This window comes from Corynebacterium sp. HMSC074C05 (genome assembly GCF_001838325.1).
Taxonomy (GTDB): Bacteria; Actinomycetota; Actinomycetes; order Mycobacteriales; family Mycobacteriaceae; genus Corynebacterium; species Corynebacterium amycolatum.
Genome location: NZ_KV836291.1, coordinates 165480 through 180435, shown reverse-complemented (window position 1 = coordinate 180435; position 14956 = coordinate 165480). Strand labels below are relative to the sequence as shown.

The window sequence follows — 14956 nt, the reverse complement described above, 5'->3', positions numbered from 1 at the left end:
TTACGACGAATATGCCGAGTTGATGTGAACGTAATCGTGGGAAAGGTCCGTCGTACGAATCGTGGCCTCTTCCGGATTACCAGTACCGAGGTCAACCTCAACGGCGATGTCCTTGCCGGACAGATCCACTTCACGAGCATCAGGCGTGCCACCGGTATCGCGACAGACTACGTGACCATTGAAGGAAACCGTGATGTGCTCCGGATCCATATCCACCGGCGCGGTGCCGACAGCCGCCAACACACGACCCCAGTTCGGGTCCGAACCGAACATCGCACACTTGAAGAGGTTGTCGCGGCCGATAATGCGAGCAGCTACCAGGGCATCTTCAGCGCCACCGGTGCCACGCACGGTCACCGACACACGTTTGGTCACGCCTTCGGCGTCCGACTGCATCTGGCGTGCGATGGAATCACACACGCTAAGCACTGCCTGATCGAGCTCCTCCTGCGAGGGCTTCACGCCAGAGGCACCGTTGGCCAAAATGATGACGGTGTCATTGGTGGAGGTGGAGCCATCAATATCTAGGCGGTTAAACGTAACCTCGCTCGCCTTGGCAATAGCCTCGTGCGCCATTTCTGCGCTTACCGACGCATCCGTCGTAATCACACCGAGCATCGTGGCCATCGACGGACTAATCATGCCAACACCCTTGCCCATAGCACCGACAGTGAATCCGTCACCATGCGCAACGGCCTGCTTTGCCACCAAGTCAGTGGTCAAGATGGCCTCTGCTGCAGCCGTACCTGCGGCGACATCGCCGCCCAGTTTCTCAATCAGCTTCGGCACACCTGCCAGCACAATGTCCATCGGCAACCGGTCACCAATCAAGCCAGTGGAACAGGCGCCTATCTCGGTAACGTCGACGCCGAGCCCATCTGCGACCTTTTGGCAAACTTCGAGGGCGTCGGCAATACCCGGCTGGCCATTGCAGGCGTTGGCATTGCCGGAGTTCAGCACCACTGCCGACAGCTTGCCGTCAGCGATGTGCTTCTTGGATACCGTCACCGGCGCAGCCTGGACACGGTTGGTGGTAAAGACAGCCGCCGCGGTCTTCTCCGGCCCCTGGTTTACGATGAGCGCCATGTCCGGGTTTCCGCTGACCTTGATGCCTGCAATGACACCGCTGGCCGCGAACCCCTGAGGTGCACATACGCCGCCTTCGTCACCGGCGACGTTGACGAGACCTTCTTTTTCTTCCTTCATCATGGGGCAACTCCTACCAGTGGAAGTCCTGCAGTTTCATTCTGTCCAGTAACCAAATTCATGCACTGAACTGCGGCACCACCGGTGCCCTTTGTCAGATTGTCAATCGCCGAGGTCAGCACCAGGCGCTTGGCGCGTTCATCTACCTCGACCTGAATCTGAACCAAGTTAGAGCCAATTACCGACTGTGTCTGCGGCAGCAGCCCTTCGGCCAACACCTGCACAAACGGCTCATCCTTGTAGAACTCGAGGTAGGCTTCCCGTGCGGCTGCCTCCGTAACCCCGTCGACAAGCGGGGCGGTAATAGTGGTGAGAATGCCGCGCGACGTCGGGGCGAGTACGGGCGTGAAGCTGACGGTGAGATCCTCTGCGTACGGCTTGAGGTTCTGCAGGAACTCTGCGGTGTGGCGGTGCTTGCCCGCAGTGTTGTAGGCGCGGAGATTGCCCATAACCTCGGACCCGAGCAGGGGCACAGCCGCCTTCTTGCCCGCACCGGAGGTACCGGTGATGGAAACAACGGACAGGTCCGGCTTAACCAGGTTCTTTGCAACTGCCGGCAGCGCCGTAATTGTACCCCCAGTGGGGAAACAACCCGGCACAGCAATGCGCTTCGAAGCAGCCACTACTTCCCTGTTGCCCGGCAGCTCTGGAATACCGTAAGCCCAGGTACCGGCGTGCTCCGAGCCGTAGTAGTGCTCCCACTCAGCGGCATCCTGCAGGCGGAAATCCGCGCCGCAGTCAATAATCACCGTGTCATCCCCCAACTGCTCTGCAATCGCAGCCGAATGACCGTGGGGCAGACCGAGGAACACCACGTCATGTCCAGCGAGTGTGTCACCATTAGTCGGCTCAATACGACGGTCAGCCAAAGGTGCCACATGAGGCATAATGTCGCCCACACGAGCACCCGCGTTGGATGCTCCCGTCAGTGCGCCGATGGTCAGTTCGCCGGAAAGGTACGCCGGGTGCGACAACAGGATGCGGAGGATCTCTCCTCCTGCGTAACCGGTCGCACCGGCAATGGCAACGGAAATACTCATGTCAAACATTCAACACTTTTATTCACTGCGTTGCAAGATATTCATAGAATTCGTTGCCAAAGTGCTGGAATCCTACCAATGTGACGTGAGTGATTTATGAATATAACGCCATCGTCGGTACATACACTTCGCTCAACCAGCACGCCGGACTATTCAACACCGGACTACTCAACGCCGGACTACTCAACGCCGGACTATTCAACTACGCCGCTTGACTCCTGGCGCATCACACCATCTGCCCACTGCGCCACCGATGACGTCGTGGTGTAGAGATAGTAACCCGACTCCTCCGGTGCGACGCTGCCATCAAAAGCCACCGCACCCGAGAACACCGCAGCCAGCTGGCCGTCGATAAAGAGCGGTCCGCCCGAATCGCCCACCTGCAACGCCGCGGGGCGCTCCATGTGCGCCAACACTGAGTCTTCCCGCACGCACTGCTGATACTTCACCGGGCACATCGACGCGGTGACGGTCGCCATCGGCAGCGCGCCATCCGCAACATCGCCGAGCAGCGATCGCCCATAGACCGTGCCTGCCGTTTCTTGCTCCGAAAACGCTTGACGACGTTCCATTGCGGGATACTCCCGAAGAGCTGCATCGCCCGCAAGGTGAATAAGCACTACGTCACCGCTGGGCGCAATCTCCCAGCGATCAATCGGTACACGCCGGGCATCCGGGCCGGAACCGACCTCGACTTCCCCAACCTGCTGCGGGACATCACGCACGCAGTGAGCTGCGGTCATTACCCACTGCGGGGCGATTGCAGTTCCCGTGCAAAAGTTTCCGGTATGGGGACTGGTCCGGACCATGACCGACACCACGGAGTCCGCCGCCGCACTGGGCGCAGCAGCCTCCCCACCAACCAGCGCAGCCGCACTCGGCGCGCCGGTGAGCAATAGACCTGCCGTGACAGCAGCTGCAGCCACAGTCGCCGCAGGCTTCGCACTGCTCACAGCGCGCGCTCCGACGCGCTGCTCTCGTGCCTCTGCGCTATTCAGCCTGTTGTCGCGGTGCCGCAAGATGCCAATCATGGGTATCTCTCCCTGGGGCCTCCCCTTTTAGCCGCGCAGCTGAGCGCCGTGACGGGTAGTGGCCAACTCAATGGCCGCCTCGCGAGCTGCGGAAGCTTCCTCTTCCTTCAGCGTACGGTCCGGTGCGCGGAAACGCAGGGAGTACGCCAGTGAGCGAACGCCTTCGCCCATCTGCTCGGAACGGTAAACATCGAAGACACGGATGGATTCGAGGAGCTCACCGGCACCTTCCACCAGAGTCTTCTCCACCTCTGCGGCAGAGACCTCATCGCTGACAACAAGCGCGACGTCCTGGTGGACGGCCGGGAACGGGCTGAGTACCGGCGCCGGCAGGTGCTCCGTCACTGGCAGTGCATCGAGATTGATCTCCATAGCGCAGGTGCGCTCCGGCAGACCAGCATCCTTGCACACCTTCGGGTGCAGCTCACCGGCGTGGCCGACGACGTGACCGTCGACAAACAGCTCAGCGCAGCGGCCCGGGTGCCACGGCAGCACCTCAGCGTTACGGATCTCCAGCTCGACGTTGGCGGCGCGGGCAACAATGCGTGCAGCTTCGATGGCATCGGCGACGGTGTACGCGGCCTCATTGCCCCACGGGCTGTCCAGGCGGATCCGCCCACAGGCGACAGTGGCGACGTGCAGTGGCTGCTCCGGCAGCGAGTCCAGAAGCTCAGCGCGCTCGGCCTCGCTCGGCAAGCCGGCAGTCGACGGCATCGGCGAGACACCGTTACCGCGCTCGATGGATACCTGCTCCACACCGTAGAGCGACAGGTCGACCTGGCCGCGAGCAACATTGCGCTTCAGCGACTCCAGCATGGACGGCAGCAGAGTCGTGCCCAGCTGAGCGTGGTCGGACTCCAACGGGTTGATGACCTTGACGGTGTTACGACGCGGGTCATCAGCGTCCAGGCCCCAGACGTCGAATACATCGTTGGCAATGAACGGCGTCGGCAGAATCTCCAGGTAGCCATTGTGGGCCAACGCGTGACCGACGAAGCGGCGGCGCAGCTGACGCTCGGTCAGACCGCGACCGGCCGGAGCGATTGGAAGGATAACCGGAATGTCTTCCAGACCCTCCAGTCGCAGGATTTCCTCAACCAGATCAGCGGACATGGTCAGATCCGAGCGCCAGGTTGGCGGAGTGACAGCCAGGCGGTCACCGTTGTCAACGACCTCGCAACCGACCTCGCGCAGGCGACCAATGACGGTTTCACGCGGGTAATCAACGCCCGCAACTTCGCTGGCGCGGTTGACGGCAAAGTCAATAGTCGGCATGGTGGCAACCTCGCCGAGCAGGGTGCGACCAGTGTCGATAGTGCCGCCGGCGATGTCAGCGAGCAGCTGGCAGGCCAAGTCCAGAGCCGGCTCGACAAGGGCGGTGTCCACGCCGCGCTCGAAACGTCGTGAAGCCTCGGAGCTCAGCTTGTGGCGGCGACCGCTGCGGAAGACGTGCAGCGGCGACCAGTTGGCGGCCTCGAAGACCACATCGGTGGTGTCGTCGGCAATCTCGGAGGTAAGTCCGCCCATGATGCCGGCCAGTGACTGAATACCGTTGTCGTCGCAGATGACGACGTCCGCCGGGTCGAGCTTGCGGTCCACGTGGTCGAGAGTCGTCAGAGTCTCGCCGGCCTTAGAGTTGCGGATGTGCAGGCCACCAGCGATCTTAGAGCCATCGAAGGCGTGCATCGGCTGACCGAGCAGCAGCATCACGTAGTTGGTGACGTCCGTGGTCACGTTGACCGGACGCTGACCAGCCAGCAGCAGGCGGCGGCGCATCCACCATGGGGTCTCGGCGTTCGGATTGATGCCGGTGACACGGCGCAGACCAAAGCGGCGGGTGTCGGTGTCCTCGTCGATGGTGACATCCAGGATCTCACCTTCGACCGGTAGCTCCTTGACCTTGGCCGGATCGGCGAAGTCGAGGTTGAATGCGGAGCAAATCTCGCGGCCAAGACCGCGGGCCGACAGCGCATAACCGCGGTCCGGAGTGATGTTGACCTCGAATTTCTCGTCATCGAGACCGATGAACTCCTTGGCGCACGAACCCAGCTCAGCCGGGGCCGACGGGAGCGTCAGAATACCCGCGGAGGAATCGGTCATGCCCAGCTCAGCTTCGGAGCAGAGCATGCCGTTGGAAACCTTGCCGTAGGTCTTCCGTGCGGAAATCTCGAAACCACCCGGCAGCACGCAGCCCGGCAGTGCGACGACGACAATCGAGCCCTCTTCGAAGTTGCGGGCACCACAGATAATCTCCTGCAGTTCGCCGGTGCCATTGGCATCGCCGACGTTGACCTGACAGAAGCGAATTGGCTTCTTGAAGCCCTCGAGCTCCTCAATGTGGTCGACACGACCGAAAACCAGCGGACCTTCGATCTTCTCCAGCGGCTCGTGCCCCTCGGTTTCAAAACCAACGCGGACAAAGCCCTCATCCAGCTCGTCCGGGGTAACGGACCAGTCCGGGTTGATGGTGTTCTCTGGGCCGCGAACGATTTCAGTGACCCACGACTGTGGAATGAACATGTAAGTAAAACTCCTATCTGTAGGTCAGTGAATTAGCCGCGGATACCGAACGGCTGCGTGAAGCGAACGTCGCCTTCGACCATGTCGCGCATGTCGGTCAGACCGTTGCGGAACTGCAGGGTGCGCTCCAGGCCCATGCCGAACGCGAAGCCCGAGTACACCTCCGGGTCAATGCCGGAGGCCCGCAGCACGTTCGGGTTCACCATGCCGCAGCCGCCCCACTCGATCCAGCCGGCACCGCCCTTCTTGTTCGGGAACCAGACGTCAACCTCAGCCGACGGCTCGGTGAACGGGAAATAGTTGGTGCGCATACGGGTCTTGGTCTCCGGACCGAACAGCGCCTTTGCCATGTGATCCAGCGTGCCGCGCAGGTGCCCCATGGTCAGGCCCTTGTCCACAGCGAGCCCCTCGACCTGGTGGAAGACCGGGGTGTGGGTGGCATCGAGCTCATCGGTACGGAAGGTACGCCCCGGGCAGATAACGTAAATTGGCAGGTCACGCGACTGCAGAGTACGAACCTGAACTGGAGAGGTGTGCGTACGCAGCACCTGCTTGGATCCTTCCGGCGCAATGTGGAAAGTATCCTGCAGGGTACGAGCCGGGTGATCCGGCAGGAAGTTCAGCGCGTCAAAGTTGAAGTACTCGGCTTCGACCTCCGGGCCCTCGGCAACTTCCCACCCCATGCCCACGAAGATGTCACCGATCTGCTCGGACAGGATAGTAATTGGGTGCATACCGCCACGCTGGCCTCGCGTGGTGTCCACCGACACGTCGATGCGCTCCGCGACCAGACGGCGCGCGTTTTCCTCTTCCTCCAGCACCGCAAGACGCTCTGCATAGTGCTTCTCGACGGCTCCGCGAACAACATTCACGCGACGACCAGCATCCTTGCGCTCAGCCTTCGGAATAGAGCCCAGCGCGCGGCGAGCCTGCGGAATGTAACCTTCATCCCCCAAGTGCTCACGACGGGCGACAGAAAGCTCATCCAGGTTGCCGGCAGCGTCAAAGGCATCCGTGGCCTTCTGCGCAGCCGCCTGGAGGGCGTCCTCGGAAAGATCGATAGGATTTGGCGAATCGCTCACGTGTCAACCACTTCTATATAGGACTATCAGTTCTTGTGATGGAACAATCATAGTCGAGGATAACTGCACGCGTGCACGCACCTCACCATCGAGGTTTCCTACTTACCCCGAACCGTCTCCCACAGGCACATAGCCGCTGCGGTGGCGAGGTTCAACGACTCCGCCTCGCCCTTAATCGGGATGGCCACACTCGCCCCCGCCGAGGCCGTAATCTCCTCCGACAGGCCATGTGCTTCGTTGCCAAAAAGCCAGGCGACGGGACCGTCGGGAAGCGCATCAACGCCGAGTGTGAGAGCGCCATCCATCGCCGTAGCGAGGGTGGCAAAGCCCGCTTCCCTGACTCTCTCCACAACGACATCGATATCGCGCTCGCGTGCGACCGGTGTATGGAAAACAGACCCCGCAGAGGAACGCACGGCCTTCGAGTTCAAAGGGTCAACCGAATCGCCAGCAAGGATCACCGCACCAGCACCGAGGGCATCAGTCATGCGCACAATCGTGCCAACATTGCCCGGGTCATTGCACTCCACCGGAATCACCAGACAACCGGACTGCTTTCCAACCTCAATGGCCTCCTCCAACGAAGTGGACACCACACCTGTGTCGCAGACGGCGAAAAGCCCGGTAGTGGTGACGGTTTCGCTTAATGAGCGGGCGGCGGAGTCGTCGATAAGCGAAACAGACTTACGCTGCGTCCAAGATCCGAGATACCCCGTGAGCAGCTCACGGAACTGCTCGGCGGCGGGTGCCGTGACGAAGATTTCCACGACGGCCTCTGCGCGGATAGCCGCATCGACGGAATTGAAGCCCTCGACGAGGAAGCGCCCGGACTTCTTCCGCTTGGCCGCACGGTGGAGCTGAATAGCCGCCGAGACGCGTGGAGTGCGGGGAGTAAACGGCTCGTCGTTGAAGTACAGCGCAGAGTTCATAGTGATTAATCCTAGCGATGCGATTCGGGATTCATAACCGCCAGTGCGGATACGAAAAACCACCGCCGGGGTTATTCATAAACCCAATCGACGGTGGTTTTTTCAAAGATGTTGGCAAGACCGCGCTGCCAGTCGCAGGCGCTTGCCGACGCTACGTACGAGTTACCTCGTAGCTGCTTTACTTAGCAGCAGGAGCGTTGACGTCCTCCGGCAGAGCGTCCTTAGCAACCTTGACCAGAGCAGCGAATGCCTGCGGGTCGTTGACAGCCAGCTCAGCCAGGTTCTTACGGTCAACCTCAACGCCAGCCAGGTTCAGGCCCTGGACGAAGCGGTTGTAGGTGATGTCGTTAGCGCGGGCAGCAGCGTTGATGCGCTGAATCCACAGACGACGGAACTGCCCCTTACGGTGGCGGCGATCGCGGAACTCGTAAGTCTTGGAGTGGAGCATCTGCTCCTTGGCCTTGCGGTACAGGCGAGAGCGCTGACCACGGTAGCCCTTTGCGGAATCGAGAACTTCGCGACGCTTCTTCTTAGCGTTAACAGACCGCTTCACACGTGCCACGGTGATACTTCCTTTTCGTTGTCTTTAAGAACTAGTGAAATTAAGAGGGCGATTGCCCTGGGACGAGACTTGAAAAATTAAGCCTTGCCCAGCAGACGCTTGACGCGCTTGACGTCCGACTTAGCAACGTCCGTAGTGCCCTTCAGGCGACGGGTACGAGTGGACGGCTTGCCCTCCAGGAGGTGGCGGCGGTTAGCCTGCTCGCGGCGCAGCTTGCCGGAACCGGTAACCTTGATGCGCTTTGCGGTGCCCTTGTGGGTCTTCTGCTTCATGTTAAAACTCTCCCCTACCGATCTTTGACGCTCGTGGCGCAAAAATCTCGTTTACAACCATTTCTGGTCAGGTCGGTTACTTCTTACCCTTATTCCGAACCGGCCCCAGGACCATAGTCATGTTGCGACCGTCCTGCTTCGGGCGAGACTCGACGGTGCCGTACTCTTCGACATCGGCGGCCAGACGCTCCAACAGGCGGAATCCCAGTTCTGGACGAGACTGTTCACGGCCACGGAACATAATCGTGACCTTGACCTTCGAACCCTTCTCCAAGAAACGAACAACGTTGTTCTTCTTGGTTTCGTAGTCGTGGTCATCAATCTTCGGACGGAACTTCTGCTCCTTGACCACAGTCTGCTGCTGGTTCTTTCGAGCCTCGCGTGCCTTCTGGGCTTGTTCGTACTTGAACTTGCCGTAGTCCATAATCTTGGCGACCGGCGGCTTTGCTCGCGGAGCAACCTCAACCAGGTCAAGGTCTGCTTCGTAAGCGAGCTTGAGTGCGTCACCGGTGCGGACAACGCCCACCTGCTCACCATTCGGTCCTACAAGGCGGACTTCCGGTACTCGAATATCCTCGTTAATACGAGCTTCAGCGCTGATGTGGCCTCCTAGGTTGAACCTGAACAATCTTCGTTTCAAACCGCGATAGCAAGCGGGAAAGGAAGAAAAGCCACGCGTCTACAGCGGATTACTACACACTGTATAAGGACGCCTTCCAATCGTGCGATGTGACATCACCGATTAGGGTGGACCCCGGCGCTACCGTAATTCTTTGGCGCACCTAGGGTGGGACTTAAATCCTCTTCGCTGCCGAATGCAACTAAATGCTCCCCGAAGGCAGCAAGAAGCATCACATTCTGGCGGTCGTAGACGCGATGCTAACACAAGCGTTCTCGCATACCAAAACCGACTCTTACGCCAGGTTATTCACCATCAGCCCCCGGCGCACTACCGAGCGTTAAAAAGTGCAATCGGAATTGTAATCAGATTGGTAGATTCTCTCCATAGTTTTTAGGTCAAACACGATTAAAGTCGTCACCATGAATACTGGCTCCAACGGCTTTGGCCCTAAAACCGAGAACTCCAACCCTAATCAGCATTCCGCCCGATACGGCAAGCCCCCGACCCGAGATTTTGTCCTGACCGGCGACTCCGTCTCAGAGCTTTCCCATGCTCTGGCAGATTTGGAGGCCAGCTCGCTTCGGCTGGCTCGGCTCACCCGAACTTGGCAGGTGCGCCTTTCGCAGGCAAGCGGGCAAGCGCCGACTGCACCGAGCGCGCCTCAAACTACGGGAACGGAATTTGCGCCGGTACCTAAATCGGCGCCTGAGCGGACACCTCAAGCGCCGCCCCATGCTGCGCCCCAAGGGGTACCTCAACATAATTGGCAACCACCGCCAACACAAGCGGACTGGCGGAATCAACCGGCTCCCCTGCCACAGAGCGACGCAACTGCGCAGCCCATGTTCGGCTTCCCCTCTGCCCACCAGTGGCGGCGGGATTCGAAGTCGCCGCAGTCTTCTCCCTTACCGCAGTCTTCTCCCTCACCGCAGTCTTCCCCAACCGGCTCGGCCCCGCCGCCGAAGCTGCCGGAGGCACCGCGTGAACCTCGCGAGCCCCGCGAACCCTGGTGGCGCAACGAGAAGGCGATCATCAAGATTATTGCCATCTTCGGTGGTCTCATTACCGCTGCCGGTATCGCGTTCTTCGTCGCGGTTGCAATCCAATCCGGCCTGATTGGACCGGCCGGGCGTGTGGTTCTGGCTTACTTGTTGGCCACCGTGCTCGCGGTCGCGGCTGTGCGAGCGCACCGTCGTCAAGCACCGCCTGCTGGCGTAACGGCATTGATTGCGACGTCGCTAGCCGCTGCGCACCTGACAACGATGTCGATGTCCTACCTCCTCGACTGGATTCCGGTGGCGGCGACGCTGGTCATCATGCTGCCTTTCGCCGCTGTCGGCCTATACGGCGCGCGGTGGACAAAGTCGAGCGCAACCGCCGCGTGGACCATCACAATCAACACCGGATTAATGCTGTGGGCGACGATCGGCCTCAACTTCCACGCCCGCCCGCTGAGCTCTTCGCTCGCGCAAATCACCCTTCAACTGATGGTTATCGCCGCTATCGTCTGCTTCTTGAACATCCCCTTCCGGAAGTACGTAGTCGCATTCCTGCTCGGCGCAAACGTTCTCATCGGCGTGATCACGACCAACAATGCACTGGTGATGCCTGCAATCGCCGCACTCACCATTGCCCTTTTCGTGTTTGCTCAGTTCGGCCCGCTGGCGTTGGCTCGCCAACTCACTCCCGAGCTTGACGACGAGTCTTCGGAGACCAGCACTTGGGAAGACGATCTGGTCACCATCACGTCAGTAGTTGCCTTCTCGACTCCGGTTGTAGCCGCAGTCCCAACGGTCAACGCCACACAGTCCACCTCCAGCCTCTGGTTGCTGTTCTACGGCGGATTCGTGCTGTTCATCGCAATTGCCGCGGTATTCCTTTGGAACCGTGCCATCTTCCGCTATCTCGCCCCAATGGCCTTGGCCACGGCAATTCTGCCCTGGCTTGCACTCGCGGTGGCGGGCCCAGAAGGGGACGCAGGAGCCGGTACTGGAACCCACACCTGGGGTCTCATCCCAATCTCCATCGGTGCCGCGCTCTTTGTCTGGGCGCTGGCCACAGCACCGAAGTACAGCGCGATTGGTGCACGCCTACAAGCTCCTGAGCCAACGCGGGATGCCGTCGCACCCTATACAAAGATTGCGGCGCTGACCTGGCTGCTCGGCGCAACGGTAGTACACCTCTACATCCTGCCCGCAGCGTTGAATGCCGGTGCTGCGGCTGACTACTCGGCAACGTGGGCAGAAATGCTTTCGCTGTTGTTCCTGCTGTGCGCCGATGTCGGCCTGGCCGTGACGGCGGCGAGGTCGCAGCTGCCGCCAGCTTTTGCACTGATCGGCCTGGCTGCGCTGGGTATGCCATTTATCGTGCTGCTTACAACTATTGGCGTGAGCTTCAACGCCGCTCACATGTTGCTGAGTATTTTCTGGGCCACGATTGCCGGCATGCTGGTGCTATCGAAGAGGTTCCACCACATTCCGGCGCGACTGGCAGCGGGTTTGACCATTGCGGCGCTATCTATCGTCAAGCTGATCTTCTACGACATGGCAACACTCGATGGTGTTATCCGCGCCCTGGCGTTCCTCGGCTGTGGTCTGATTCTGCTAGCCATGGCGGTCTCCGGGGCGAAGCAGAAGAATGCCGAGGAACCAGCGGCAGCGGACTGTGACGGCACCGCCAGCGATTCTGACGCTGTCGGCGCTGCCGCTGCCGCAAATGCCGATGCTGCCGATACCGCCCCCGCTGCTGACAGACTGGAAGGCATCACCCGCACCGACGGTCCAGGAATTTCCGACGGAAACGAGCCGACTACCTAAGCTACTTAAGCAGCGGCTTCAGGTACTGCCCGGTGTGGGAACCGGAACAGTTCGCGACATCCTCCGGCGTGCCCTCTACAACCACCGTGCCACCGCCGGAGCCGCCTTCCGGCCCCATGTCGATGATCCAGTCCGCAGATTTGATGACATCCAAATTATGCTCAATGACAATGACGGTGTTGCCCTTGTCCACCAGGCCCTGCAACACCAACATGAGCTTGCGGATGTCCTCAAAATGCAGACCCGTGGTCGGCTCATCCAAGATGTAGACCGTCCGGCCATTGGAGCGCTTCTGCAGCTCACTGGCCAGCTTCACGCGCTGAGCCTCACCACCCGAGAGCGTGGTTGCCGCCTGTCCGAGACGGACATAGCCCAAGCCGACGTCGACAAGCGTATTGAGATAACGCGCAATCGACTGAATCGGCTCGAAGAACTCCGCTGCCTCGGAGATGGGCATATCCAGCACCTCAGCGATGGTCTTGCCCTTGTAGCGAACCTCCAGCGTTTCGCGGTTGTAGCGCGCGCCATGGCAAACCTCGCAAGGCACGTAGACATCCGGCAGGAAGTTCATCTCAATTTTGATGGTGCCGTCGCCCTTACACGCCTCACAGCGACCGCCCTTGACGTTGAAACTGAACCGGCCCGGCTTATAACCGCGAACCTTGGCCTCTTGTGTCTCTGCGAAGAGGTTGCGGATCTTGTCGAACACGCCGGTGTACGTCGCTGGGTTGGAACGTGGAGTGCGACCAATCGGCGACTGGTCAACCTGCACCAGCTTGTCCAGCTGATCTAGCCCCTCCACGCGGCTGTGTCGCCCCGGCACCTGACGAGCACCGTTGAGCTCGTTGCTCATCACCTTGGCCAGAATTTCGTTGACCAAGGTGGACTTGCCTGAACCGGAAACACCCGTCACACAGGTCAACACGCCGAGGGGGAACTTCACGTCGATCTTCTTCAGGTTGTTTTCGCGAGCGCCCTTGACCGTCACCATGCGCGATTTATCAATCGCACGCCGGTTCTCCGGCACCGCCAACACCCGACGACCCGAGAGGTACGCACCTGTCAGCGACTCTTCGCAGTCAACAATGCCCGACGGTTCGCCCTGGTAGACGATCTGTCCACCGTATTCACCGGCCTTGGGCCCAATGTCGACCAGCCAATCGGCCTCGCGAATCGTCTCCTCATCATGCTCGACCACAATCAGCGTATTGCCCAGGTCGCGCAGGTTCTTCAGAGTCTTGATTAGACGACTGTTATCGCGCTGGTGAAGACCAATCGACGGCTCATCCAAGACATAGAGCACGCCGGCGAGCCCCGAGCCAATCTGGGTGGCCAGACGAATTCGCTGCGCTTCGCCACCGGACAGCGTGCCCGCCGAACGCGACAGGGACAGATAGTCCAGCCCCACATCCAGCAGGAACTTCAGACGAGCCTGCACCTCACGCAGAACGCGACCGGCAATCATTTCCTCGCGCTTGCCCAAAGTCAGCGAATTCAGGAATGCCGAGCCATCGTGGACCGACAGCTCTGTGAGCTCGGCGATATTCTTCTGCCCGAACTCCGCCGAATCCAGCGTCACCGAAAGAATTTCTGGCCGCAGACGCGTGCCATTACACGCAGGACACGGCACTTCACGCATGTACCCCTGGAAGCGATCCTTCTGAGAGTCACTCTCTGCCTGCGACAGCTTGCGGTGCAGGTACGGCATCACGCCTTCAAACGGCGCGGTGTACTGGCGAGTACGGCCGTACCTATTGCGGTAGCGCACCGTGACCTTGTGGCTGGAACCATGCAGCAGGGCCTTACGCTGCGGTGCTGTGAGATCTTCGAAAGGCGTGGTCGGGTCGAAGCTCATCTCGGTAGCGAGCCCCTCGACCAACTTTTCAAAGTACTTCTTGTTCAGCGTCTGTCGCCACGGCGCAATAGCCTCGATCGTCGGCAGTGACGGATCTGGAATGACCAGGTCCGTGTCCACCTCCAGCTTGGTGCCAATGCCGTCGCACTCCGGGCAGGCACCATACGGCGAGTTAAACGAAAACGACCGTGGCTCCAGCTCATCGATAGCAATGCGGTGCCCATTCGGGCAGGCCATCTTTTCCGAGAATCGCTGGGTTCGACGCGGGTCATCTGCCTCTAGCCCGACTGCGTCGATGACCACGACGCCGTCGGCAAGCAGAAGCGCCGTTTCGACGGAATCGGTGAGCCTGCGCTGCTGCGACTCCTTCACCTGGAGGCGGTCAATAACCACGTCAATGTCATGCTTGACCTGCTTCTTCAGCTTCGGCGGATCCGTTAGGCGATGCATTTCGCCGTCGACGATGACACGCGCGTAGCCCTCAGATGCGAGGCGTTCAAACAGGTCGACGAACTCGCCCTTGCGCGTACGCACGACGGGTGCGAGGACCTGGAATTTGGTGCCCTCCGGCATCTCCATGACCTGATCGACAATCTGCTGTGGAGTCTGTGAGGAGATTACTTCCCCACAGGTCGGACAGTGCGGAGTACCGGTGCGCGCGTAGAGCAGACGCAGGTAGTCATACACTTCTGTGATGGTTCCGACGGTCGAGCGCGGGTTGCGGTTCGTCGACTTCTGGTCGATCGACACCGCCGGCGAGAGCCCCTCAATCATCTCTACATCGGGTTTTTCCATCTGCCCCAGGAACATGCGCGCATAGGAGCTCAGCGACTCCACGTAACGGCGCTGGCCCTCGGCGAAGATTGTGTCAAATGCCAGTGACGATTTACCCGACCCCGACAGACCGGTGAAAACCACCATCTTGTCTCTGGGCAAATCGATGTCAACACCCTGCAGGTTATGCTCGCGGGCGCCTCTGACCACTAGACGTTCAGCCACAGTGGGAAACCTCAATTCGTCG

Annotated in this window: 11 protein-coding genes; 1 reads left to right on the top strand and 10 read right to left on the bottom strand. The window is 60.1% G+C overall.

Translation table 11 applies throughout. The annotated features are described in order from the left end of the window. From argJ to infC, 9 genes are all read right to left on the bottom strand, one after another. Positions 1-1209 (bottom strand): bifunctional glutamate N-acetyltransferase/amino-acid acetyltransferase ArgJ, encoded by a 1209-nt coding sequence (argJ, locus tag HMPREF3042_RS06180; RefSeq protein ID WP_070560048.1) that lies wholly within the window; start codon positions 1207-1209, stop codon positions 1-3. Further along, the gene (gene argC, locus HMPREF3042_RS06175; RefSeq protein ID WP_210403437.1) at positions 1206-2246 is read right to left on the bottom strand and encodes an N-acetyl-gamma-glutamyl-phosphate reductase; all 1041 of its coding nucleotides are present in this window, start codon (positions 2244-2246) and stop codon (positions 1206-1208) included. The genes argJ and argC overlap by 4 nt, the downstream gene beginning before the upstream one ends. Before the next feature lie 194 nt (positions 2247-2440). After that, on the bottom strand, positions 2441-3277 hold the full coding sequence (locus tag HMPREF3042_RS06170; RefSeq protein ID WP_070856536.1) for a trypsin-like serine protease: 837 nt from the start codon (positions 3275-3277) through the stop codon (positions 2441-2443). A gap of 27 nt (positions 3278-3304) precedes the next feature. Then, complete coding sequence (pheT, locus tag HMPREF3042_RS06165) at positions 3305-5797, bottom strand: phenylalanine--tRNA ligase subunit beta (protein WP_070856534.1); 2493 nt, start codon at positions 5795-5797, stop codon at positions 3305-3307. Positions 5798-5829: 32 nt separating this feature from the next. Further along, positions 5830-6879: a phenylalanine--tRNA ligase subunit alpha gene (gene pheS / locus HMPREF3042_RS06160; RefSeq protein WP_070856532.1), complete on the bottom strand. Its 1050-nt coding sequence runs from the start codon at positions 6877-6879 to the stop codon at positions 5830-5832. A 98-nt stretch (positions 6880-6977) separates the two neighbouring features. Beyond that, positions 6978-7808 carry a TrmH family RNA methyltransferase gene (locus tag HMPREF3042_RS06155; protein ID WP_070560056.1) on the bottom strand — a complete coding sequence of 277 codons (831 nt, stop codon included), beginning with the start codon at positions 7806-7808 and terminating at the stop codon, positions 6978-6980. A 178-nt stretch (positions 7809-7986) separates the two neighbouring features. Further along, positions 7987-8370 carry a 50S ribosomal protein L20 gene (gene rplT, locus HMPREF3042_RS06150; RefSeq protein WP_005511721.1) on the bottom strand — a complete coding sequence of 128 codons (384 nt, stop codon included), beginning with the start codon at positions 8368-8370 and terminating at the stop codon, positions 7987-7989. Between the two features lie 77 nt (positions 8371-8447). Continuing rightward, entirely contained in the window at positions 8448-8642 is a 195-nt protein-coding gene (gene rpmI / locus HMPREF3042_RS06145) for a 50S ribosomal protein L35 (protein WP_005511726.1), read from the bottom strand. A gap of 76 nt (positions 8643-8718) precedes the next feature. Then, complete coding sequence (infC, locus tag HMPREF3042_RS06140) at positions 8719-9270, bottom strand: translation initiation factor IF-3 (protein ID WP_005511730.1); 552 nt, start codon at positions 9268-9270, stop codon at positions 8719-8721. A 413-nt stretch (positions 9271-9683) separates the two neighbouring features. Between infC and HMPREF3042_RS06135 the strand changes: the two genes are divergently transcribed. After that, complete coding sequence (locus HMPREF3042_RS06135) at positions 9684-12080, top strand: DUF2339 domain-containing protein (protein WP_070856530.1); 2397 nt, start codon at positions 9684-9686, stop codon at positions 12078-12080. 1 nt (position 12081) lies between these two features. On the opposite strand, the gene uvrA is transcribed toward HMPREF3042_RS06135, so the two are convergent. Further along, entirely contained in the window at positions 12082-14934 is a 2853-nt protein-coding gene (gene uvrA, locus HMPREF3042_RS06130; RefSeq protein ID WP_049170364.1) for an excinuclease ABC subunit UvrA, read from the bottom strand. Positions 14935-14956 lie beyond the last annotated feature (22 nt).

Coding starts and splice junctions, on each gene's coding strand:
- argJ (WP_070560048.1), bottom strand. CDS start 1,209: ATGATGAAGGAAGAAAAAGAAGGTCTCGTCAACGTCGCCGGTGACGAA.
- HMPREF3042_RS06170 (WP_070856536.1), bottom strand. CDS start 3,277: ATGATTGGCATCTTGCGGCACCGCGACAACAGGCTGAATAGCGCAGAG.
- HMPREF3042_RS06155 (WP_070560056.1), bottom strand. CDS start 7,808: ATGAACTCTGCGCTGTACTTCAACGACGAGCCGTTTACTCCCCGCACT.
- rpmI (WP_005511726.1), bottom strand. CDS start 8,642: ATGAAGCAGAAGACCCACAAGGGCACCGCAAAGCGCATCAAGGTTACC.
- argC (WP_210403437.1), bottom strand. CDS start 2,246: ATGAGTATTTCCGTTGCCATTGCCGGTGCGACCGGTTACGCAGGAGGA.
- HMPREF3042_RS06135 (WP_070856530.1), top strand. CDS start 9,684: ATGAATACTGGCTCCAACGGCTTTGGCCCTAAAACCGAGAACTCCAAC.
- pheT (WP_070856534.1), bottom strand. CDS start 5,797: ATGTTCATTCCACAGTCGTGGGTCACTGAAATCGTTCGCGGCCCAGAG.